This is a genomic window from Massilia sp. Root418, from assembly GCF_001425265.1.
GTDB lineage: Bacteria > Pseudomonadota > Gammaproteobacteria > Burkholderiales > Burkholderiaceae_D > Rugamonas.
Map to the genome: position 1 here is coordinate 391,752 of NZ_LMEC01000026.1, position 22,520 is coordinate 414,271.

Annotated in this window: 20 protein-coding genes; 8 read left to right on the forward strand and 12 right to left on the reverse strand. The window is 66.7% G+C overall.

What is annotated here, in order from left to right:
• Positions 1 to 9: 9 nt before the first annotated feature.
• The 3 genes from ASC94_RS30265 to ASC94_RS30275 form a co-directional block, all read right to left on the reverse strand.
• Positions 10 to 675, reverse strand: a complete 666-nt coding sequence (locus ASC94_RS30265; protein ID WP_056405008.1) for a TetR/AcrR family transcriptional regulator — start codon at positions 673 to 675, stop codon at positions 10 to 12.
• A 70-nt stretch (positions 676 to 745) separates the two neighbouring features.
• A complete protein-coding gene (locus ASC94_RS30270) occupies positions 746 to 1,960 on the reverse strand; it encodes a patatin-like phospholipase family protein (protein ID WP_056405009.1) in 1,215 nt (404 codons plus the stop codon).
• A 98-nt stretch (positions 1,961 to 2,058) separates the two neighbouring features.
• Positions 2,059 to 2,841, reverse strand: coding sequence for a phasin family protein (locus ASC94_RS30275; RefSeq protein WP_056405010.1), 783 nt, complete (start codon positions 2,839 to 2,841; stop codon positions 2,059 to 2,061).
• A 194-nt stretch (positions 2,842 to 3,035) separates the two neighbouring features.
• On the opposite strand from ASC94_RS30275, the gene ASC94_RS30280 reads away from it, so the two are divergent.
• On the forward strand, positions 3,036 to 5,024 hold the full coding sequence (locus ASC94_RS30280) for an SDR family oxidoreductase (protein WP_056405011.1): 1,989 nt from the start codon (positions 3,036 to 3,038) through the stop codon (positions 5,022 to 5,024).
• Here the strand turns inward: ASC94_RS30280 and ASC94_RS30285 are convergent.
• The 7 genes from ASC94_RS30285 to ASC94_RS30315 all read right to left on the reverse strand — a co-directional run bounded on the left by ASC94_RS30285 (position 5,021) and on the right by ASC94_RS30315 (position 14,388).
• A complete protein-coding gene (locus ASC94_RS30285; RefSeq protein WP_056405012.1) occupies positions 5,021 to 5,284 on the reverse strand; it encodes a hypothetical protein in 264 nt (87 codons plus the stop codon). The genes ASC94_RS30280 and ASC94_RS30285 overlap by 4 nt on opposite strands.
• A 100-nt stretch (positions 5,285 to 5,384) precedes the next feature.
• Positions 5,385 to 6,227 carry an ABC transporter substrate-binding protein gene (locus ASC94_RS30290; protein ID WP_082616939.1) on the reverse strand — a complete coding sequence of 281 codons (843 nt, stop codon included), beginning with the start codon at positions 6,225 to 6,227 and terminating at the stop codon, positions 5,385 to 5,387.
• Positions 6,228 to 6,242: 15 nt separating this feature from the next.
• Complete coding sequence (locus ASC94_RS30295; protein WP_056405013.1) at positions 6,243 to 9,875, reverse strand: EAL domain-containing protein; 3,633 nt, start codon at positions 9,873 to 9,875, stop codon at positions 6,243 to 6,245.
• Positions 9,876 to 9,919: 44 nt separating this feature from the next.
• The gene (locus ASC94_RS30300; protein WP_056405014.1) at positions 9,920 to 11,029 is read right to left on the reverse strand and encodes a HAMP domain-containing sensor histidine kinase; all 1,110 of its coding nucleotides are present in this window, start codon (positions 11,027 to 11,029) and stop codon (positions 9,920 to 9,922) included.
• Between the two features lie 146 nt (positions 11,030 to 11,175).
• Positions 11,176 to 12,120 carry an alpha/beta fold hydrolase gene (locus ASC94_RS30305; RefSeq protein ID WP_056405448.1) on the reverse strand — a complete coding sequence of 315 codons (945 nt, stop codon included), beginning with the start codon at positions 12,118 to 12,120 and terminating at the stop codon, positions 11,176 to 11,178.
• Positions 12,121 to 12,127: 7 nt separating this feature from the next.
• Entirely contained in the window at positions 12,128 to 13,870 is a 1,743-nt protein-coding gene (locus tag ASC94_RS30310) for a GMC family oxidoreductase (RefSeq protein WP_082616940.1), read from the reverse strand.
• Positions 13,870 to 14,388, reverse strand: coding sequence for a hypothetical protein (locus ASC94_RS30315; protein ID WP_056405015.1), 519 nt, complete (start codon positions 14,386 to 14,388; stop codon positions 13,870 to 13,872). The genes ASC94_RS30310 and ASC94_RS30315 overlap by 1 nt, the downstream gene beginning before the upstream one ends.
• A 136-nt stretch (positions 14,389 to 14,524) precedes the next feature.
• Between ASC94_RS30315 and ASC94_RS30320 the strand changes: the two genes are divergently transcribed.
• A complete protein-coding gene (locus ASC94_RS30320) occupies positions 14,525 to 15,223 on the forward strand; it encodes a hypothetical protein (RefSeq protein ID WP_056405016.1) in 699 nt (232 codons plus the stop codon).
• On the opposite strand, the gene ASC94_RS30325 is transcribed toward ASC94_RS30320, so the two are convergent.
• Positions 15,216 to 16,040, reverse strand: coding sequence for an RNA methyltransferase (locus ASC94_RS30325; RefSeq protein ID WP_056405017.1), 825 nt, complete (start codon positions 16,038 to 16,040; stop codon positions 15,216 to 15,218). The genes ASC94_RS30320 and ASC94_RS30325 overlap by 8 nt on opposite strands.
• Positions 16,041 to 16,209: 169 nt before the next feature.
• On the opposite strand from ASC94_RS30325, the gene ASC94_RS30330 reads away from it, so the two are divergent.
• From ASC94_RS30330 to ASC94_RS30355, 6 genes are all read left to right on the forward strand, one after another.
• Positions 16,210 to 16,992: an inositol monophosphatase family protein gene (locus ASC94_RS30330; RefSeq protein ID WP_056405018.1), complete on the forward strand. Its 783-nt coding sequence runs from the start codon at positions 16,210 to 16,212 to the stop codon at positions 16,990 to 16,992.
• A 226-nt stretch (positions 16,993 to 17,218) separates the two neighbouring features.
• Positions 17,219 to 18,637, forward strand: a complete 1,419-nt coding sequence (locus tag ASC94_RS30335) for a DEAD/DEAH box helicase (protein ID WP_056405019.1) — start codon at positions 17,219 to 17,221, stop codon at positions 18,635 to 18,637.
• A 99-nt stretch (positions 18,638 to 18,736) separates the two neighbouring features.
• A complete protein-coding gene (gene otnI, locus ASC94_RS30340) occupies positions 18,737 to 19,516 on the forward strand; it encodes a 2-oxo-tetronate isomerase (protein WP_056405020.1) in 780 nt (259 codons plus the stop codon).
• An 80-nt stretch (positions 19,517 to 19,596) separates the two neighbouring features.
• The gene (locus tag ASC94_RS30345; protein WP_200955857.1) at positions 19,597 to 20,484 is read left to right on the forward strand and encodes a hypothetical protein; all 888 of its coding nucleotides are present in this window, start codon (positions 19,597 to 19,599) and stop codon (positions 20,482 to 20,484) included.
• 10 nt (positions 20,485 to 20,494) lie between these two features.
• A complete protein-coding gene (locus ASC94_RS30350) occupies positions 20,495 to 21,085 on the forward strand; it encodes a hypothetical protein (RefSeq protein WP_056405021.1) in 591 nt (196 codons plus the stop codon).
• A 56-nt stretch (positions 21,086 to 21,141) separates the two neighbouring features.
• Positions 21,142 to 22,023 carry a universal stress protein gene (locus tag ASC94_RS30355; RefSeq protein WP_056405022.1) on the forward strand — a complete coding sequence of 294 codons (882 nt, stop codon included), beginning with the start codon at positions 21,142 to 21,144 and terminating at the stop codon, positions 22,021 to 22,023.
• Between the two features lie 93 nt (positions 22,024 to 22,116).
• Here the strand turns inward: ASC94_RS30355 and ASC94_RS30360 are convergent, their stop codons facing one another.
• Positions 22,117 to 22,476: a hypothetical protein gene (locus ASC94_RS30360; RefSeq protein ID WP_056405023.1), complete on the reverse strand. Its 360-nt coding sequence runs from the start codon at positions 22,474 to 22,476 to the stop codon at positions 22,117 to 22,119.
• Between the last annotated feature and the right edge of the window lie 44 nt (positions 22,477 to 22,520).

Here is a 22,520-nt window from a genome sequence, read left to right on the forward strand (position 1 = left end):
CTGGTCTCCTCAGGTGATCTTTTTTAGGTATTCTTCCGACAGTTTCTGGAACAGCAACTGCGTTTCGTTGCGCAGGTAAGGACCAATTTGCGAGAGCACCTGGTAGCAGCCGCGCGCCAGCGCGTCCGACATTGATTGCTGCTCACTGTATTTGCGCGGATTGCGCACGTATTCATAGGACAGCCAATACGTCGCCACCACCACCATATTGGTGGCCATGGCGTCGATTACCGCGTCCGACGCCTCCAGGGACTGTTCGCTGCGCAGGTCTTCGCACAGCTGTTTGGCCACTTTGATTTTGTGCGCCAGGATCTGCTTGAAATGCAGTTCCAGCTTGCGGTTGCGCGACAGCAGATCGTTCAGGTCGCGGTAAAAGAAGCGGTAGCGCCAAATCAGTTCAAACATCAAATGCAGATACAGCCACACGTCTTCAATATTTGAACGGCGGCCGGCCGGCACTTGCAGGATGCGTTCTATCTCGCCCTCGAATTGGGTGAAGATCGAATTGACGATGTCATCCTTGTTCCGGAAGTGGTAATACAAGTTGCCGGGCGAGATATTCATCTCTTCCGCAATAACAGTCGTCGTAATGTTGGGCTCGCCGAATTCGTTAAACAGGCGGAGGGATAACTCGAGAATTCGTTCGCGGGTGCGGCGAGGTGCTTTCTGTAGCATGGCGGCTGGTCTTTGTTTTTCTTCCTGCAAGGATAACACCGATGATCGGCTTTTAAAAACAGCATACCGGTCAACGCCCATGTGCCACCTTCAGGTAGCGCTCCAGGTCGGACAAGGCCGCGTCGAGCCGCCCCAGGGCCTGGCGGCGGGGCCGCTGGCGCACCAGGGTCAGGCTGCTGTCCTGCAGTACGCTGAGCTTGAGCTGCATGCCGTGCCGCGCCAGCTTGGGCGCCAGTTCGCGGCGCTGCTGCCAGAGCATCAGCCGCGTGTTCTGGTAGGCTTGCTCGCAGGTGCGGCGGCGGTTGTTGTAGCTGAACATATTGGTGAAGAACAGTTCGGCGTCGTCCTCGCTGGGCTGGAACAGCAGGATGTCGACGTCCGGGTGGCTGACCTGGTAGCTGGCCAGGCCGGTTTCCAGGCGCGAGTGCAGGATGGAGCGCACGGTCTGCGACAGCACGTCGAGCAGGCCGCCGTTGGTGAGCTTGCGCGCCCCCTGCCTGAAGCGGGCGTTATAGGGCACGATGGGGTTGACGCACAGCAGCAGGTCCACGCCGTGTTCAAGCGCGATGGAGCCGTGCATGGTCTTGCGCAGCGCGCCGTCGACGAAATGGTGGCCGCCGATTTCCACCGGCGGGAACAAGCCGGGCACGGCAGAGCTGGCTTGCACGGCCAGCGAGATCGGCGTGTCGTCGCGCCCCGGCTCGCCGAAGCAGACGGCTTTGCCGGTGTCGAGATCGGTGGCCACGATGCGCAGCTTGCGCGGCAGCTGGCGGAAGTCGTTGCTGCGGCCCTGGGCGGCAAAGGCGGCTTTGAGGAAGTTGCCGATGGCGTCGCCGGACAGGAAGCCGGCCGGCAGCGCTTCGGTCAGGCGTTCGAAGGACGAGGCCAGGCTGCCGCGCTGGCGGGCGTAGTGCAATGCGCCGCCGGCCAGCAGGCCGGGCAGCGCACGCGCGCGGCGGCCGAACTCGCGCAAGGCGGGACGCAGCAGTGTTTCCGGCTTGAACAGCATGGCGCCGGCTGGGACGTGCGCATCGCCTGCGTCGCTCTCGACAAACAGGCGGCACATCTGGTGCGGCGTGTAGCCATTGGCCAGGGCCGCGCTGATGATGGCGCCGGCACTCACGCCGACGTAGATCTCGGCATCGTTCAGGTCCAGGCCGTCAATGGCCTCGGCAATCGCTGCCAGTGCACCGATCTCGTAGACGACGGCCAGCGGACCGCCGCCGGCCAGGGCCAGGCCGACCTTGGTTGCGGCGGCAGGCGCGGCAGCGGGTTTTCTAGCCATAGACTTTCAATTGCAGCATTCCCTCGGACCCGGTCCGCGAACGGACCGGGGGAGGAGGACCGAGGGAACTGTTACAGCCGGCGTGAACGCTTCGGCGTTCAAGCGGCCTTGTTGGCGGCGCTGACCGATTCGGCGGTCGGAAAAGCGATGGCGGCAGGCTTTGCAGCTGGTTTCGCGGCAGGCTTTGCGGCAGGCTTTGCGGCAGCCTTGGGTGCGGCTTTCGGGGCGGCCTTGGCAGTGTCCTTCACCTTGGGCGCTGGCTTGGCGGCGGGCTTTACAGCGGCTTTTGCAGCGACTTTTGCAGCTACTTTTGCAGCGACTTTCGCCGCCGGCTTGGCGGCAGCTTTCACTGCAGGCTTGGCTGCCTTGGCAGCGGGCTTGGCGGCCGGTTTGACAGCCGGTTTTGCGGTGGCTTTGGCGGCAGGCTTCACGGCAGCTTTGACCGCTTTCACGGCAGTCTTGGCAGCCGTGGCTGGCGCCAGCTTCTTGCCGGTCAGCTCTTCCACGGCCTTGGTCAGCGCCTCCACGCGTGCGGTCAGTTCCTGCACGTCCTTCTGGGTCGGCACGCCGATGGTGCCCAGGGCGCGCGACACGCGGTCTTCGAATACCTGCTCCAGTTTGTCCCACGAACCGGCGGCCTGCTTGCTCACGCCAGACACGGTCTCGCGCACTTCGGATACTTTGTCTTCAGCCATGTCACGGGTGCGCTGCTGCAGCGCGTTACCCTCTTTTACCAATTTCGCGAACACACGGCCGCCCTCTTCCTGCGCCTTGGCGAAAGCGCCCAGGCCCGCCTGCCAGATTTGCTGGGCGGAGTTGCGGACGGCGCTGGCCAATTGCTTGTCATCGGCATTCGCCAGGGATTTCAGTTTCTTAACCATAGTCGGCTCCATTGAGACTGTCGTTTAATCGGATCGTTCTTTCGATGAAAACATTTTAGGCCCCATTTCTAGAGATGGGCTTCTAATGGGGTAGAGCGGGTGTTCTAATCAAGCCTGCAACAGCGCTTGCCATTTATTGCCTATCCTGTAATGATTGTTCGCCGCAGATACCCCAAGAATAAAGGAGAGACTTGATGCAATATTTTGTTACTGGAGCCACCGGGTTTATAGGCAAGCGCCTTGTAAAAAAACTGCTGGCGCGCAAAGGCAGCGTGGTCTATTTCCTGCTCCGCGAAAGCAGCCGGGACAAGCTGGCGAGCCTCTATGAATACTGGGGCACCACCAAAGCCCGCGCCATTCCGGTATTCGGCGACCTGCGCAGCGCCAAGCTGGGCGTATCCAGGGACGACATCAAGAAACTCACCAAAACAATCGACCATTTCTATCACCTGGCCGCCGTCTACGATATGCTGGCCGACGCCGGGGAACAGATCGCAGTCAATGTGGAGGGCACGCGCAATGCGGTCGATTTCGCCAACGCGATCCAGGCCGGCATACTGCACCACGTCAGTTCCATTGCCGCCGCCGGCATGTTTGAAGGTATCTTCCGGGAAGACATGTTCGAGGAAGCGGAGAATCTCGACCATCCCTATTTCGCCACCAAGCACGAATCCGAGAAAATCGTCCGCCATGAAACCAAGGGGGCGTGGCGTGTGTACCGACCAGGCCTGGTGGTCGGCGATTCCAGGACCGGCGAAATGGACAAGATCGACGGCCCGTATTACTTCTTTAAACTGATACAGCGCATCCGCCAGCTTCTGCCGCCGTGGATGCCCACCATCGGCATCGAAGGCGGCCGCATCAACATCGTGCCGGTCGACTACGTGGTCAACGCCATGGACCACATCTCCCACCTGCCCAAGCTGGACGGCCGGGCCTTCCACCTGACCGACCCCGAACCGATGCGGGTCGGCGAGGTGCTGAACACCTTCTGCCGCGCCGCGCACGCGCCCACCATGAGCATCCGCATCAACGCCGCGCTGTTCGGCTTCATCCCCAAATCGATCAAGAAGGGCGTGTTCGCGCTGTCGCCGGTGCGCCGCGTGCGCGACGCAGTGATGAAGGACCTGGGCCTGCCGCCGGACCTGATGACCTTCGTGAACTACCCCACCCGCTTCGACAACCGCGACACGGCGCAAGCGCTGAAGGGCAGCGGCATCGCCTGCCCGCCGCTGGAGAAATATGCGGCGCCGGTATGGGACTACTGGGAACGCAAGCTGGACCCGGACCTGTTCATCGACCACACCCTGCGCGGCCAGGTGGCCGGCAAGGTGGTACTGGTGACGGGCGGCTCGTCCGGCATCGGCCTGGCGGCGGCGCACAAGCTGGCCGAGGCCGGCGCCATCACCATCATCTGCGGCCGCGACGAGGACAAGCTGGCCGAGGCCAAAAAGGAAGTGGCGGCGCGCGGTTTCGAGCTGATCACCTACCCTGCCGACCTGTCCGACATGGCCGACTGCGACCGTTTCGCGCAGGTGCTGATCGCCAATCACGGCGGCGTGGACGTGCTGGTGAATAACGCCGGCCGCTCCATCCGCCGCGCCATCGAAGCCAGCTACGACCGCTTCCATGACTTCGAGCGCACCATGCAGCTGAACTACTTCGGCGCGCTGCGCCTGACCATGGCGCTGCTGCCGTCCATGACGGCCAGGAAGCGCGGCCACGTCATCAACATCTCGTCTATCGGCGTGCTGACCAATGCGCCGCGCTTCTCGGCCTACGTGGCGTCGAAGGCGGCGCTGGATGCGTGGACCCGCTGCGCGTCGTCCGAGCTGCAGGACCTGGGCATCAAGTTCACCACCATCAACATGCCGCTGGTGCGCACGCCCATGATCGCGCCGACCAAGATCTACCAGAACGTGCCGACCCTGTCGCCGGAGGAAGCGGCCGACCTGGTCGCCGAGGCCATCGTCTGGAAGCCGGTGCGCATCGCCACCCGGGTGGGCATTTTCGGCCAGGTGCTGCACGCGCTGATGCCGCGCGTGGCGCAGATCGTGCTCAACACCAGCTTCCGCATGTTCCCGGATTCGGACGCGGCCAAGGGCGCCGACGGCAAGAAGGCGCCGCAGATGTCGTCCGAGCAGATCGCCATGCAGCAGCTGCTGCGCGGCGTGCACTTCTAAGTGCCGGAACCGCGCCGGGCCGCTTGCGCGCCGGCCGGCCCGAGCGCGCTGCTCACGTACAGCCACAACGCGCAAAGGCACAGCAGTCCGGTGCCCAGTGCGGCAAGCAGCTTGCCGGCGTAGTGCCAGCCCGCCTGGGGTTCGGGCCCCACCGCCAGCGCCGCACTGGAGATGGACACCAACGCCATCAGGATGATGAGGTGAAAGCGCTTGGAGCTGGCCTTGGCGGAGAGATGACAGAGCGTTTTTTCGGCGTCCATTCCTTTTCCCGGGAAAATTCACGAGTGGCCATCTTGCCCTTGCCCCCGCTGCAGCGCCTTGAGATTTCGCAAACGCCGGAGCTGCCGGACGGACTGGCGCTCACGGCTTCCTGGACTCGGCCGCGCGCGCGTCGGCCGGCAAGGGGTAGTGCGGCAGCCACTTGCGGTAGATTTTCTGGAAGCTGCCGTCGCGCTTCATGTCGCGCAAGGCGCTGTCCCACGCTTGCACGGTGGCGGGCGCGGTGCCATTGGAAAAAGCGAAGTACACCTCTTCCAGGCTGAGCTGCTTGACCAGCTCCACGTCGGCGCGCGCATAGCCGGCCTGCTCCAGCGCCGGGCCGACGATCTCTTCGCCGTCGAACCACAGGTCGAAGCGGCGCAGCATCAGCATGCGGGCGGCGGCTTCGGAACTCACCGGTTCATCGGTCAGGTTGTAGCCGTGGCCACGCGCGCGCTCGACGAAGATGCTGCCGCGCCGCGCGCCGCTGCGCAACTTGTAGATGCCCTCGCCCATCGCGCGGATCTCGGCGGCCCGCTCCTTGACCGCGAAGGCCGAGATGTAGGCCATGAAGATGGGCCCCACAAACAGCAGCCGCTGGGCACGCTGCGGGGTGCGGACGATGGACAGCAGCATCACGTTCGGCTGCGCGTTGGCGACGGTGTTGGCGCGCGCCCAGGGGATGATTTCGATCGGATCGCTGCGGCCCAGCCGCTGCTGGATATGGCGGGCCACGTCCACCGCCAGGCCGGCCGGCTGGCCGTCCTCCCGATAGCTGACCGGCTTGCTGTCCATGCCGTAGATGCGCAGCGCCCCGCCTTGCGCAGCCACCGGCGCAGCAATGGCGGGCGGCAGCGGGAGGAAAGCCAACAGCGAGGCCAGCAGTGGAGGCAGCACTGAGGCCAGCGCGCGGCGCGGCGGCGTGCGTCCCTGGCCAGTGCTCATGGCTGCCGCCGCGCGCTACGCGGCCTGGGCCGGCGGATGGCCGTGCAGCTGGCTGTGCAGGCGGAAGCCTTCGCGGATATTCTCGCGCAGCACCGCGCCCTTCCAGGGCTTGGTGTAGAAGCGGTCGATGGCGCCATGGTTGATGGCGGCCATGATGGGCGTCAGGTCCGCATAGGCCGACAGCATGATGCGGAAGGTGTCCGGCGCCAGGTTTTTCACGCGCTCCATGAACTCGGTGCCGCTCATCAACGGCATGCACTGGTCGCACAGGATCACCTGCACCCGGTGCCGCGCCAGCACGTCGAAGCCCTCGGCCGCCGTCTGCGCGGTGAGGATGCGGTAGCCGTCCTGCGACAGGAAGTCGCTCAGCACGTCGAGCATGAAGGCGTCGTCGTCCACGATCAGCAGGGTTTGCTGGTCGAGCTGGTTCTCGTCCACCGGCGCCTGCAGGTACTTGCCTTCCCTGAGCATGGCCTCGAACTCGTCCTCAGGCAGCGGGCGGCTGAAGTAGTAGCCCTGCATTTCGTCGCAGTTGTGGCGCCGCAGGTAGGCCAGCTGCGCGTCGCGCTCCACGCCCTCGGCAATCACCTGCAGCTTCAGGCTGTGCGCCATGTTGATGATGGCCAGCACGATGGCCGCGTCGTCCGGGTTGCTGGTCACTTCGCGCACGAAGGCGATGTCGATCTTCAGCTTGTCGATCGGGAAGCGCTTCAGGTAGGCCAGCGAGGAATAGCCGGTGCCGAAATCGTCGATGGAAATCTGGATGCCCAGCTTCTTCAGGTTCTGCAGCACCGTGATGGTCTCTTCGGCGTTCGACATCAGCGAGCTTTCCGTCAGCTCCAGCTCCAACAGCTCGGGCGCGATGTCGTGCTCCTTGATGGCGCGCATGACTTCCTCCTCCAGCCCGCCGACAAAGAACTGGATGCCGGACACGTTCACCGACAGGTGCACCGCGCCGATGCGCGTCTTGCCCCATTCGGCAATCTTGCGGCAGGCCTCGTGCAGCACCCAGGTGCCGACCCGCACGATCAGGCCGGTCTCCTCCAGCAGCGGGATGAACAGCGCCGGCGACACCATGCCGTGGCCGGGCCGCTTCCAGCGTATCAGCGCCTCGGCCCCGCTCACGCGGCCCGAGTTGATGTCGATCTTGGGCTGGTAGTACAGCACGAACTCGTTGTTGTCGATGGCGCGCCGCAGCGCATTTTCCATGTCCAGCCGCGCCAGCGACTGCGCGTTCATTTCGGCGGTGAAGAAGCGGAAGGCGTCGCGCCCGGCTTCCTTGGCGCGGTACATGGCGGTGTCGGCGTACTGGATCAGGGTGTCGGCATCGCTGCCGTCGTCGGGGAACACGGAGATGCCGATGCTGGCCGTCACCGTCACCTCGTGGCCTTTCAGGTCGAAGGGACGGCGCATCGCCTCGCGGATCTTGTCCACCACCGCGATGGCGTTCTGCGCCCCTTCCGGCAGCATCAGGATAGCGGCGAACTCGTCGCCGCCGAAGCGGCCGATGGTGTCGCGCACGCGCAGGCAGTCCACCAGGCGGCTGGAGAACTGGCGCAGCAGCTCGTCGCCGATGGTGTGGCCCAAGGTGTCGTTGATGTTCTTGAAGCGGTCCATGTCCAGGAACAGCACCGCCAGCGCCCATTTGTGCTCGCCCGCCTGCTGCAGGGAATGGGTCAGCGAATCGTAGAACTGGCTGCGGTTGGGCAAGCCGGTCAGGGTGTCGAAATGGGCCAGCTTGAGCAGGCGCTGCTCGGCTTCCTTGCGTTCGGTGATGTCGCGCGCCACCGCCACCAGGATCCAGTTCTGGCCCGAGCGCAGGGTGCGGCGCTGCACCTCCACCGACAGCGGCGAGCCGTCCTTGCGCTGCAGCAGCAGCTCGGCCATGGCGCCACTCTGGTCGCCCGCCAGCAGCTTGTCGTACAAGTCTTCCAGGCGGCGCAGGTCGCCGTCGATGGACTTGTTCGGCCCCACCTTGAGGAAGTCCTCGCGCAGGTAGCCCAGCATGCGGCAGGCGGTGGCGTTCACGTCCACGAAGCACATGCCGGCGCGGTCCACCAGGAAGATGGCGTCGGCGGTGGCGTCCATCGCCAGGCGGAAGCGGCGCAGGTCCTCGTCCAGGCGGATGCGCGCGTTCATGTCCAGCTGCAGCTGCGCGTGGTGGCGGCGGATCTCGTCGTACAGCAGCAGGTTTTCATAGGCGACCGAGATCTGCGCGGCCACCGTGGCGGCCACCCGCTCGTCCACCTCGCTGAAGCAGTCGGCGCCCAGCTTGTCCACCAGGTACAGCCAGCCGTGGGTGCGCTCGCGCGAGGCGATCGGCACGCCCAGGAAGGAATGCACCGGCGGATGGCTTTCCGGCAGGCCGATGGCGGTGGGGTCGCCCGGCAGCGCGTCCACGCGCACCGGCTGGCGCTGCTCCAGCAGCCCGGCCAGCACGCCGGCGCGCGGGGTGGACGCGATCAGGCGCGCCTGCTGGCCCACGCCGCAGGCGGCGAAATGGCTCAGTTCCTGCGCGCCCGATTCCAGCACCCCGATGCAGGCGTACTTGGACACGCAGATGTTCTGCGCCACGCGGCAGCCCACTTCGATCAGGGCTTGCGGGTCGCGCTCGGCGCCCAGCTCGATGCCCAGCTCGATCAGCGCAGTCAGGCGCAGGCTCACCGCCTGCAGGCTGGACAGGGAGCGCGACAGGCGTTCGGTCATCGAGCTCAGGTGTTCGGAGCCGGTTTCGGGCACGTCGCCGGTGCTGGCGATGTGGGAAATCAGGGCGCTGCTCGACTCCAGCTCGCCCAGGTATTCGGCCACCTTGTGGTCGATGCCCAGGAAGCGTCCGCCGCTGGGCGGCTCGGGCGCGAATTCGGGCACGTGGTCGTCCGCGTCGTCCGCCACGCCAAGCGCTTCGCGCACCGTGCGCAGGATCACGTCCGGATCGGACGGCTTGGGCAGCACCCAGCGCACGCCGCAGGCTTCGGCCACGGCCACGGCCTCGCGCTCGCGGTACGTGGCGGTGTAGAAGATGATCGGCACGTGCGCGGTTTCCGGATTGCTGTGCATGCGGGTGACAAACTCGTAGCCGTCCATATTCGGCATCAGGATGTCCGAAATGACCAGGTCGGGCCGCTCGGCGCTCACCATCTTCAGCCCTTCGGCGCCGTTGGATGCTTCCAGCAGCCGGTGGCCGCCGTAGCCCAGCAAGGTCATCAGGAACTCGCGGTTGAGCACATGGTCGTCGACAATAAGGATGGTGGCGATGTCGTTTTTAGCCGGGGGTGACACTTCCCCCGGCAAGAAAGACTCGATCTGGGCGACAAAGGTGTCCGGCTCGATGGGCTTGCCGATGTAGCCGTCGAAGCCGGCCGCCAGCAGCCGTTCACGGTCGCCCACCATGGCCAGGGCCGTCACCGCCAGCGCGGGGATGGGCCGCAGCGCCGGGTCCTGCTTGAGCTGCGCCACCACGCCGTAGCCGTCCAGCTTGGGCAGGTGCACGTCGCAGATGATCAGGTCGGGCCGTTCCCGCCGCGCGGTCGCCACCCCCTCTTCGCCGTCGTGCGCCATCAGCGGCGTGTAGCCGAAGGCGTTGAGCAGGTACACCATCAGCTCCATGTTGGTCGGATTGTCTTCGATGATAAGGATGCGTGCGGACACGTTGGCGCTCCCGGTTAAGTCATGCTCTCATATTCTTCATACGTCTATACGGCATCGTGCTCCGCTTCCAGCGGCACGGCAAGCGTAAACACGCTGCCGTGCCGCAGGTCGCTGGCGACACTGATCTGCCCGTTCAGCAACTGCGCAAGCTGCAAGCTCAACTGCAATCCCAAGCCCGTGCCCTCGAACTGCCCGGGCCCGCCCGCGCCGTCCAGCCGGCTGAACGCCCGCTCCAGCATGCGCTGGTGTTCAGGCGTGATGCCGATGCCGGTATCGCTGACGCTGACCGTGGCGCAGGCGCGGCCGCCCACGTCGGCCGTGTCGAGCTCGATGCGCACGGCGCCGCTGTCGGTAAACTTGATGGCGTTGTTCACCAGCTTGCTCACGATGCGCTGCATGGCAAGGCGGTCGCAGCGCACATGGACGTCGTCGCGCGGCGCATTGAAATCGAACTGCAGTCCTTTCTGATGCGCTTGCGGCTGGAATACTGGAAGTAGCTCCGCGATCAGCGCGTGGCACTCCAGCGCCTCCAGCCTCAACTCCACTTTACCCGAAGCGATCTTGCTCAGGTCAATCAAATCGCTAATCTGCGCCAACAGCTGGCGCGCGCTGGCCTGAATGGTGCGCAACTGGCGCTCTTGCTCCGGGGTCACCGGGCCTGGCAGCCTCATCAGCAGCGTGCCGGCAAAGCCGATGATGGCGTTGAGCGGCGTGCGCAGTTCGTGCGACATGCTGGCAAGGAAAAGGTCGGTGGCGTTGTGCTTGTCGTGGGCATTGTTCTGCTCGGCAGCACGCTCGTGGCGGCGGCGCTCGCGCAGGCAGCGCACCGTGTGCAGCAGCAGCGTGCGGCCGTCCGCCGTCAACACCCGGGCCGCGCAATCGACCGGCAAGCGGCTGCCGTCCCGGTGCCGCCACAGCGCTTCGTAGCGCGCGTCGCCGTGTTCGATCAGGTGCTGCTCGATGGCAGGCCCGTCGTGCTCCTGGCCGTCCGCCAGCACCAGTTGCGCCAGCCGCCGGCCCAGCGCCTCGGCCTGCGGATAGCCGAACAGCGCTTGCGCGCGGCGGGTCCAGCACACGATCTCCCCGCCCGGCTTGGTCACGATGACGGCGTCCGGCAGCTCCTCCAGTATCAGCTTTGCGAAGTCAGTGGGCATCGTGTCGCCTTGTGCTGGGCATGCATCTCTCACCATACAGCAAGCCGGGGCGCGGATTCTCACCAATAGTCACAAACTCCGTGGCAAATGGCGACGCTATGGGTTGCTGGTTCTCAATCCAGTCTACCTAAGGGAAACGCGCCTGTCTATTTTGTTTCTGCAACAACAAAATCCGCTGAAACCCGCGCAATTTCGTCCAGCACAAAGCGCACCGTTTCGGGGCGTGACCCCAGCGCCACGTGGCCGACGCCGCTCACCTCCACGTTTGCCGCGCCGGGCAGCCGGGCCGAGTCCTGCGGCGCCACGATATTGTCGTGGTGCGACCAGAGCGACACCATCAGCGCCCGCGCAGCGGGCGGCTCGCCGGCGGCCAGCTCCGCCAGCCAGGGTGAGCCGCGCTGCATCTGGCGCGCGTTCAGGCCGGGGCCGAAATTGGCCAGCGCCGTGCCGTGATGGGGCGTGCCGACCGTGATGATGCGCGCCACACGGGCAGCGCCGAACGCCCGCAGATGGGCGCGCGCAGCCAGGCCGCCCATGCTGTGGCACACCAGCACGGCGCGGCGCTGGCCGGTGGCGGCGCACAGCTGCTGCAGGGCGGCGTCGATCTGCACCGCGTAATCGTCGATGCCGGCGCCGATGGGTTCCAGGTCCAGCGCCAGGTAGCTGATGCCTTCACGCCGCAGCCGCGCGGCCAGGCGGCTCCAGTAGCCGCCATTGCAGCCGTAGCCGTGCACCAGCAGCACCGGGAGCAGCGGCAGGGCGCTGCCGGCGCCCGCCACATGCAGAGTGGTGCGCGGACGCAACATGGTCCATGAGGAAAGGGTCATCGATGAGGCGAATTCGGCCGCGAACATGCGCAAAAAGCCGGACCGGGACAGCGCATGGTGCGCGGGAACGGGGCTGCCGGCGCGCCGCGCCATGCGGAAATTGTTACCAGAAATTACAAGCCGCACCAGCACCACGCAGGCCAGGCCAAGCATGGCCGCGCCCGGCCAGCCCAGGGCGGGCCAGGCCAGCAGCAGCGCCGCCGCCACCGCCGCGCCGCCGCCCAGTTCGAGCAGCAGGATCAGCAGCAGAATGCGGCGCGCCATGGCAGCCTCAGCCGGCCGGTACCAGCGGCGCAGAGACGCCCGCGCCCGCGCCGCCGGCGCCAGAGGCCCGGCCGCCATGCGTATCGTTCAGCGCGGCGGTGGCACCGGCGGCCGCATCGGGATAGCGCGGCGGCTTGCCGGTCAGCTGCCCGGCCAGGCCGCTGGCCAGGCGCGCGGCAATGCCGTAGATCGACAGCTGCGGATTGGCGCCGATCGAGGTCGGGAACAGCGAGCCGTCGTGTACCGACAGGTTGGCCACGCCGTGGTAGCGCCCATCGCCATCCACCACGCCGCGGCGGGCGTCGGCCGCCATGCCGCAGCCGCCCATCACGTGCGCGGACACCACCCGCAGCAGCAGGTTCTTGAACGGCAGCCCGTTGATGGCCTCCCTCGCCTGCTGCCAGCTGGTATAGCTTTGCGCCATCTCGTGCACCGGCAGCACGCTGCGCGCCCCGGCCGCGAACTGGATCTCGGCCATGGTGAGCAAGGCGCGCCGCGCGCCGTCCCACACGAAAGGCGTGATCCGGTAATCCAGCACCGGCGCCCCGTGGCTGTCCAGCGACACGCTGCCGCCTGGCGCTTCCGCATGGAAGCCGTCGCGCAGCAGCGCCAGCAAGCCCTGCACATGTGGAAACTGGCGCATCATGGCCGCGTGCTCCTCGCCAAAGCCGGCCATGGTGGTCGACAGCAGCAGCGGATGCAGCGGCGGCGCTTCCAGCTTGTAGCCCATGGCCCCGTCCACGGCCTGCGTTTCCAGGAAATGGTCGGAGTAGATCGATTGCGGCGCGCCGGCGTAGCCGTCCACCCGCTGCGCGAATACGCCGGATGAAATAATGGTCGGATGCAGGAAGGTGCGCTTGCCCAGCAAGCCGTGCGGATCGGGCGCGCCCGAACGCAGCAGCAGCGCCGGCGAGTTGATGGCGCCGCCCGCCACCACATAGTGGCGCGCCTTCACGGTCACCCGTTTGCCGGTGGGCGCCAAGCCATCCGCCGTCAGGGCCGCCGCCAGCAAGTGCTCCACCGCGCCGTTGCGGAACACCAGTTGCTCGGCGCGCACGCGCGTGAGCAGCGTGGCGCCCAGGTCGAGCGCGGCGGGGATGGTGGTCACCAGCATGGACTGCTTGGCGTTGGTCGGGCAGCCCATGCCGCAGTAGCCCAGGTTCCAGCAGCCGTTCACGTTGCGCCGGATGGACGCGGTGGGGATGCCCAGCTTGTCCGCGCCGCGCCGCAGCAGGTCGTTGTTCTCGTTGGGCGGCACCTCCCACGCGCCGATGTGCAGGCGCCGCTCCATCATGGCGAACCACGGCGCCATCGCGTCGGGCGTGTAGCCGGACAGACCGAAATGCCCCTGCCAGTACGCCAGCGTGGACGGCGGCGTGCGGAAGCTGGAAGTCCAGTTCACCGTGGTGGAGCCCCCCACCGTGCGGCCCTGCAGGATGTTGATGCCCTTGTCGCGCGTCTTGCGCGCGCCCGCCTCCTGGTACAGGGCGGGATAGGCGTCCGCCTCGCGCATCTTGAAGTCGCTGGAGGATTTCAGCGCGCCCTCTTCCAGGATCAGCACCTTCAGCCCGGCCAGCGCCAGCAGCTCGGCCGTCACGCCGCCGCCGGCACCGCTGCCGATCACCACCACGTCCGCCTCCAGGGTGCGGTCGCGCTCCAGCGCGGCGCCGTCCAGCACTTGCCAGCCGCGCGCCAGGCCGGCGCGGATCGGGTCGGGGATCGCGTTGCCGCTCGTGCGTGGCGCGCTCATCAGCTCAGCTCCCTGATCGGGCCGGGATAGCCCATGGCCGCCCAGCTGGCCGGATCGGCATACCAGGCCCCCAGCACCAGGTCATGCAGCGCATGGTAGGCGGTCTGCAGCATCTGCAGGCGGTGCATGCGCCAGCCCTGCAGGAATTCGGCGGCCTGCGCCGGCGTGGTGTCGCACCAGGCCGGCACGCCGGCCAGCAGGCGGCGCGCGGGCGCCAGCGCCAGCAGGCCGAACAAATCCTGCACTTCCTTTTGCGTGTGCAGCGGCAGGCTGGACACCGCCTGCTGCACGCCGTGCGTGGTGCGCGCGACGGCCGCCGCGCGCGCGGCCCCCTCCTGCGGCAGCATGGGGCCGACGATGGCGGGAATGATGGCCGCCAGCACAGCGCGCGCCTCGCCCTCGAGCACATAGCGCTGCGGCTGCGCGGCGCCCTGCACGCTGCGGTACAGCGCGCCGCCGGCAGCCAGCGCCAGCGCGCCCAGCACGCCGGTCTTCAAAAAGGTTCTGCGGTTCAGCATGTCTCTGTTATTCCGGTGTTGGTAGGGCGGTTTGCGAAGCGTAACCTGCCGATTCCGAGTGTACGCCAAAGCCCGCGCCGCCCCGGCACGCAAAAATAGAGCCACGCATCTATTCGCTTCTGGTAAACATCCACCTATGAAGAATGAACAATCCCTGAGCCCGCTGCAGCAGCAGTTGCGCGCCGCGCGCCTGGAGCGGCAGGCGGCCGGTCGCGATCCGGCCCTGCATGCGGCGCGGCAGGCATTGAAAACTTTCCAGGCGGCCCGGCTGGCGCGCACCCACGCCGACCTGCTGGCCGCGCCCGACACCCGCCAGGCCGCCGAGTTCTTCCTCGAAGAGCTGTACGGCGCCCATGACCTGAGCCAGCGCGACACCGACCTGGAACGCATCGCGCCCACCATGCAGCGGGTGCTGCCGGCCGACGCGCTGCAAACCATCACCGAGGCCATGCAGCTGGACGCGCTGGCCGAGCGCCTGGACACGGCCATGGCCCAGCTGCTGGGCAGCCGCTTCAGCGAGGCGGACTATATACAGGCCTACCGCCGCGCCCTCACCCCGGACGAGCGCGCGCGCCAGCTGGCGCTGGTGCAGGCGCTGGGCGACTCGCTGAGCCAGCTGGTGCGGGTGCCCATGCTGAGCGGCACCCTGGCGCTGATGCGCGGCCCGGCCCGGCTGGCGGGCCTGGGCAGCCTGCAGCAATTCCTGGAGCGGGGATTTTCAGCCTTCAAGCGCATGAACAAGCCGCGCGACTTCGTCGCCGCCGTCACCGGGCGCGAGCGCCTCATCATGCAGCGGCTCTACGAAGGCCACCCGGCGCCCTTCGATATCAGTTGAATTTGTCGGTGATCTTGCGCGCGATGCCGCGCAGGATGTTCACTTCCTCGGTTTCCAGCTGGGTGCGGGAAAACATGCGCTTCAGGCGCGGCATCAGCTTGCGCGGATTGTTCGCGTCCAGGAAGCCCAGCGCCACCAGCGCCTGTTCCAGGTGGGCATACATGCCGTCGATCTGCGCCAGGCTGGCCGCCTCGCCCTGGAAGCCGATGGCCGGGGCGCCCGCTGTGGTTGCGGCGGTGGTTGCGGCAGTCGTTGCGGCAGTGGCTGCGGCGCCCGGCAGCGGCGTCCCCGCCTGCAGCGCCAGCGCTGCCATCCTGCACTCGTACACCAGCACCTGCGCCGCCTGCGCCAGGTTGAGCGAGGAATAATCCGGATTGGCCGGGATATTGATCAGGGCATTGCACTTTTCCACGATCCCGTTGGGCAGCCCGAAGCGCTCGTTGCCGAAGATGAGCGCCGCGTTCAATTCCGCCCCGGCCGCCGCCTGCTCGGCGAACTGGCGCGGCGCCAGCACTGGCGGCGAGTATTCACGCAGGCGGGCCGACACGGCCGCCGCGAAATGGATGCCCTCCAGCGCCTCGGCCATGCTGCCGACGATGCGCGCCGAGGCCAGGATATCCTGCGCGCCGCTGGCAAACGCCACCGCCTCCTCGTGCTCCAGCATGCCCTCGAAACGCGGCGTCACCAGCACCAGCTCGCCAAAACCCATGGTTTTCATGGCGCGCGCCACCGAGCCAATGTTACCAGGACGACTAGTTTCGACCAGAATTATTCGCAGGCGATGAAAAAGAGTCGCTGTATTTTGATGCTGCTTCATTTAAAATAGCGCCATTACGCGCGTTCGAGATGGATTTCGGTGGCATTCTAACCATTCCAGCCCGTTCCCGCACCGCTCTTTCTCACTCTTGTTCACACGCCACCCTGCCTGGATGCATCGCGCCCGGCGGGCAGCAGCGTTTTTTTTCACGGAAGCTTACATGCACCCAATGCTCAATACGGCTGTCAAAGCCGCTCGTCGCGGCGCCGCCGTCATCAACCGCGCCAGTTTCGACCTCGACCGCGTAATCGTCAATGAGAAACAACACAACGACTTCGTCACCGATGTCGACACCGCTGCCGAGCAGGCCATCATCGAAGTGCTGAGCAAGGCCTACCCCGAGCACGGCTTCCTGTGCGAAGAATCGGGCGCCTCCGCCAATGTGAACGACGAGACCGAGTATGTGTGGATCATCGATCCACTGGACGGCACCACCAACTTCATCCACGGCTTCCCCCAGTACGCCATTTCCATGGCGCTGCAGCACCGCGGCGTGATCACGCTGGCCCTGGTCTACGACCCGGTGCGCAACGACCTGTTCACCGCTGAAAAAGGTTCCGGCGCCTTCCTGAACGACAAGCGCATCCGCGTGGGCAAGCTGGACCGCATCGCCAAGGCCCTGCTGGGCACTGGCTACCAGGCCGGCAACCCTGCCGCGCTGACCGAATACCTGAAAATGTACGGCATCATGGCCGAGCGCAGCCACGGCGTGCGCCGCGCCGGTTCGGCCGCGCTGGACCTGGCCTACGTGGCGTGCGGCCGCCTGGACGGCTTCTACGAAAAAGGCCTGAAGCCGTGGGATATCGCGGCTGGCGCGCTGCTGGTGTCGGAAGCGGGCGGCATCATCGCCGAGTTCAACGGCGAATCCGACTACCTGCACAAGGGCAACGTCATTGCCGGCAGCCCGAAGGTGTTCGGCCAGATGGTCGGCCTGCTGGCGGAATTTGCCTGATTTCACTGAACGTTGCTTAACATTGTCACAATTTAGGTAACTTTGTTACAAAATAAAAGGGGCGATAGCCCCTTTTTCATTTCCATGCCGCAACTTGAACGACAACTAGCTGTTATACTCGGCTAGCGGCAACTCAACCAGTCCACGGCCGCACCCCCGAGTAAAAATTGATTGCCTCCTGACTGGCGCCCAAAAGGCGACGAGCCGATCTTAACTAAAAGTCATCATGTCATTTTCTACCCTTGGTCTGTCTGACGCCATCGTCCGCGCTGTCGCCGAAACCGGTTACACCACGCCGACGCCTATCCAGACCCAAGCGATTCCGGCTGTACTGAACGGCGGCGACCTGCTGGCCGGCGCACAGACCGGCACCGGCAAGACCGCCGGCTTCACCCTGCCGATCCTGCACCGCCTGTCCACCGACGCCAACGGCGCCAAGCAGACCAACCGCACCACGGCGCGCCCGATCCGCGCCCTGATCCTGACCCCAACCCGCGAACTGGCGGCCCAGGTCGAGGAAAGCGTGCGCGTGTACGGCAAATACACCAACCTGAATTCCGCCGTGATTTTCGGCGGCGTCAGCATCAATCCCCAGATCAAGCAGCTCAAGCACGGCGTCGACATCCTGGTCGCCACCCCGGGCCGCCTGCTGGACCACATGATGCAAAAGACCATCGACCTGAGCAAGGTTGAGATCCTGATCCTGGACGAAGCCGACCGCATGCTGGACATGGGCTTCATCCGCGACATCAAGAAAGTGCTGGCCGCCCTGCCGCCCAAGCGCCAGAACCTGCTGTTCTCGGCCACCTTCTCGGACGAGATCAAGGCCCTGGCCGACAGCCTGCTGGACAGCCCGGCCACCATTGAAGTGGCGCGCCGCAACTCCACCGTGGAAGTGATCGCGCAAAAGATCCACCCGGTCGACCGCGACAAGAAGCACCCCATGCTGTCCTACCTGATCCGCACCCACAAGTGGACCCAGGTGCTGGTATTCACGCGTACCAAGCACGGCGCCAACAAGCTGGTGGAACAGCTGGGCAACGACGGCATCGGCGCCATGGCCATCCACGGCAACAAGAGCCAGGCGGCGCGCACCCGCGCGCTGGCCGAGTTCAAGGACGGCACGCTGCAAGTGCTGGTGGCCACCGACATCGCCGCACGCGGCATCGACATCGACCAGCTGCCGCACGTGGTGAACTACGACCTGCCCAACGTGCCGGAAGACTATGTGCACCGCATCGGCCGCACCGGCCGCGCCGGCGCCACCGGCGAAGCCGTGTCGCTGGTGTGCGTGGACGAGCACACCATGCTGAAAGACATCGAAAAGCTCATCAAGCAGACCCTGCCGCGTGAAGTGATCCCCGGCTTCGAACCGGACCCGACCGCGCGCGCCCAGCCGATCCAGCTGCGCAGCGGCGCCGGCCATCATCGCAACGCTCCCCGCCAGGGTGGCGGCGGTGGCGGCAACGGCCGCAGCAAGCCGGCCGCGGGCGCCAGCGCCGGCGGCGCAGGCAAGCCGCGCAGCGCCGGCGGCAATGGCGGCGGCGGCAACGCCGGCGGCGGCCGTACCCCGGCAGCGCCCGGCGGCGGCCGCAGCGCCCCGCGCGCCGCGCCCCCGCACCGCTCGGGTGGCCGGGGCCGCTAAAACAAGCCGGGAGGCCTAGCCTCCCAGCAACACCAAAATGGGGTCAGGGTTAATTAAGTTATATACTTAATTAACCCTGACCCCATTTTTTTCGTGACCATGCCCAAGTTCGCCGCCAACCTGTCGATGCTGTTCACCGAGCAGCCTTTCCTGGACCGCTTCGCCGCAGCGCGCCAGGCCGGCTTCGACGCGGTGGAGTTCCTGTTCCCCTACGCCTACGATCCGGACCAGCTCAACGAGCGCCTGCACCGCCACCAGCTGCAGCTGGTGCTGCACAATATGCCGCCCGGCGACTGGCAGGCCGGCGACCGCGGCATGGCCTGCGATCCGCGCCGCGCCGAGGAATTCCGCGACGGCGTGCAGCAGGCCATCGATTTCGCCACCGAACTCGGCGTGGACAAGCTGCACTGCATGGCCGGCATCGTGCCCGGCGGCCTGGCGCCCGAGCGCGCCCACGAGACGCTGGTGGACAACCTGCAGTACGCCGCCGACCGCTGCCAGGCGCACGGCATCAAGGTGCTGATCGAACCCATCAATACTTACGATATCCCCGGCTATTTCCTGAACCGCAGCCGCCAGGCGCTGGACATCATCGCCGCCTGCGCCCGGCCGAACATTTTCCTGCAGTACGACATTTATCATATGCAGCGCATGGAGGGCGAGCTGGCCAACACCATCCGCGCTTGCCTGCCGCAGATCGGCCACATGCAGCTGGCCGACAGCCCAGGCCGCCACGAGCCCGGCACGGGCGAGATCAACTACCGCTTCCTGTTCCAGCTGCTCGACCAGCTGGGCTACCAGGGCTGGATAGGCTGCGAATACAACCCGCTGGCCGGCACCACGGACGGCCTGGGCTGGCTGCACAGCGCGCCGGCCTAGCTGCGCCCGGTTTGCGCTAGCGCAAAACCCCAATCTTTGCGCGGAGCAAGATAAGTCCTCACCTTCCTGGGAGAGGACCGATGAAACTGCCCCGCATCCTGGCAAGCACGCTTGCCGCCATCTGCGCCACCGTGATGCTCGGCGGCTGCGCCGGCAATCCGCGCCTGCACCAGGCGCGCGAATTTGCCGCCGAGTCCGCCAAGCTGGGCGGCTACGCCGACCTGACCCAGCGCTTCCGCGACACTTACCTGCGCGAGCAGCCTTATCTGACTTCCGCCGCCGACCAGCGCGAACGCCAGGAAGACGCGCGCCGCCGCGCCGCCTACCCCGACCTGATGGCCATCCACGAGGCAGTGCAGCTGTACATGCAGACACTGGGCAAGCTGGCCGACGGCGAAGCGTTCGACCTGAAGGAGCCGCTCAAGGCCATGGGCGGCAGCATCAAGGCCTGGCCCGACACCGGCCTGGCCGACCGCCACGTGAACGCCTATGGCGGCCTGGCACGCCTGCTGGCGCGCGCCGCCAGCAACCCTTACCAGGAGCGCGCCGTGCAGGCCATGGTGCGCGACGGCGGCGAAGAACTGCAAGCCCTGCTTGATGCGATGCAGCACCTGCTGCGCTATTACAGCAAGAGCAGCGACAACGAGCGCGACATCGTGCTGGGCATGCTGGAGGTGGAAATTGCCTTCGCCGACACCCCGCGCGACCGCCTGCTGGCGGCCCTGGCCAAGTCGCACCGGCTTGCCAAGCGCAACGAATACCGCCTGATCGGCCTGCGGCACACCATGGCGGCCAAGCACGTGGCCGCCATCGCGTCCGCGCACCGGGCGCTGCTGGCCCAGATGGCGCAGCCGGACAGCGCCGCCGCCCGCAGCGCCGGGGCGGAAGCGGGCCTGGCCCTGCGCGCCAGCGCCGCCGCCTTGGCCACGGCCTCCGCTGCCTCGCCCACCGCCCCGCTCACCGAATGAGGAGAACGCCATGCAACAGCCCACCACCGCAGCCGAGCTCGAAACGCTGGCCGACAGCCTGTCCGCCTGCGCCGACGAACTGCACCTGCGCATCATGAAGGCCATCCGCCGCAATCCGCCCGGCGGGCCCGCGCGCGAGCCGCAAGCCGATCCGACCACGCCGGAAGCCCTCAGCGGCAGGCCGCCGGCCGCGCCCGGCGTGACCATCATCCCGATCGCGCCCGCGCCCGCAGGCACCGGCGCTGGCAACGGCGCCGGCAACGGCAGCGGCAACCTCGATGCCGGCATCTCCCACGGAGCCGCGCAGGCCCTGTTCGAGAACGAGGTGGCGCTGCGCCAGCGCGCCAACAGCCTGTATGTGGACGCCGCCGTGCTGGCCGCGGCCGGGCTGGACGTGCCGCAGCGCGCGCTGCTGGACCTGGTGGCGGTGGCGCGCCGCCGCATCCGCCAGGCCAGCCTGCTGAAAGACGTGATCGGCATCACGGCCGACATGCTGGGCCTGGCCGCCGCGATTGCGGCCGGCAAACCCGAGCACCTGCCCGCCGTGGTCGAGAGCATCAAGGAGCGCTACGCGCAGCTCAGGGAAGACCGCGCCGGCTAGCGCCGCAGGGGCCTATAATCGCAGACATGCCATTTACTCCCGCTAAGGAGCGCAGCATGTCATACAAAAGCATCCTGGTGCACGTGGACGAAGCGCCGCGCGTGGCCGAGCGCATCCGCCTCGCGGTGGAACTGGCGCTGCAGGACGATGCCCACCTGCTGGGCGTGGCCATGACCGGTGTCGCCCGCGCCCTGTACCAGAACGCCATCGTCGACGAACAGGACCCCAACCTGGCCCTGCATCTTAATTTCCTCCGGGAACGCGCCAACCGCGCGCTGGAGCACTTCGGCCCGCTGGTGCAACGGCTCGGCCTGCAGGACTTCGAACAGCGCGTGGTGGACGACGACCCGGGTGCCGGCCTGAGCCTGATGGCGCGCCATGCCGACCTGGTGGTGATCGGCCAGGCCGATCCCGAGCACGTTTCCACCGCCGCCGGCAGCGACTTCCCGGCCCAGGTGCTGACCCATTCCGGCCGCCCGGTGCTGGTGGTGCCCCATGCCGGCCTGCCGCAGCCCGCGTCGGGCCAGGCCGGTCCGGCGCGGCGCATCATGGTGGCGTGGAACGCCAGCAAGGAGGCGGCGCGCGCGGTGCGCGAGGCGCTGCCGCTGCTGCGGCGCGCCGAGCGGGTGCAGATTGCCATCTTCGATGCGGACAGCCAGCGCGCGCAGCTGGGCCAGCCCCCCGGCGCGGAGCTGCTAGGCTATCTGGCGCGGCACGGTGTACAAGCGGAAATCCTGCTGCGCCAGTCGCAGCGGGCCGGGCTGCTGAAGCGGCCCACCGGCACCGGCGAAGCGCTGCTGTCGCTGCTGGCCGAACAGCACAGCGACCTGCTGGTGCTGGGCGCCTACGGCCACTCGCGCTTCCGCGAAACGCTGCTGGGCGGCGTCACCCGCACCGTGCTGGAGAGCATGACGGTGCCGGTGCTGATGGCGCACTGAGCGCCGGTGTCCGCCAGTGTCCATTAGTGTGCGCTAGTGTTCACTAGTGTTCACTAGTGTTCGCTAGTGTTCGCTAGTGTTCGCTAGTGTTCGCTAGTCCTCGGCCCAGGACAGGCTGCGGATCTTGGCCACCTGGCGCTGCGCCAGCCACTTCCACAGCTGCAGCGCGTCGGCCTGCGGCGCGCCGGCCATGCGGCGCGGGCTGGCCAGGGCGATCTCGCAGTCGCGGTCGGACCATTCGGCAAAGCAGATATCGCCGCCGCTGGCCACTTCCACTTCATACATCAGGCCGTCGTCGTAGCCGAAGCGCAACACCGCCGTGCCGGGCGCGCCGTCCGGGCCGTGCGCGGCGCCGCTATAGACTTCCGCCAGCGCCGCGGCAAGCTGCGACTCGGTGGGTGCGGCCACGTCGCGGCCGTCCGGGTGGGTCAGCACTACCCATGCCTGTGTCATTGACGTTCCCCCTTCTCAACTCGAAAACATTCTTCTGGCGAATA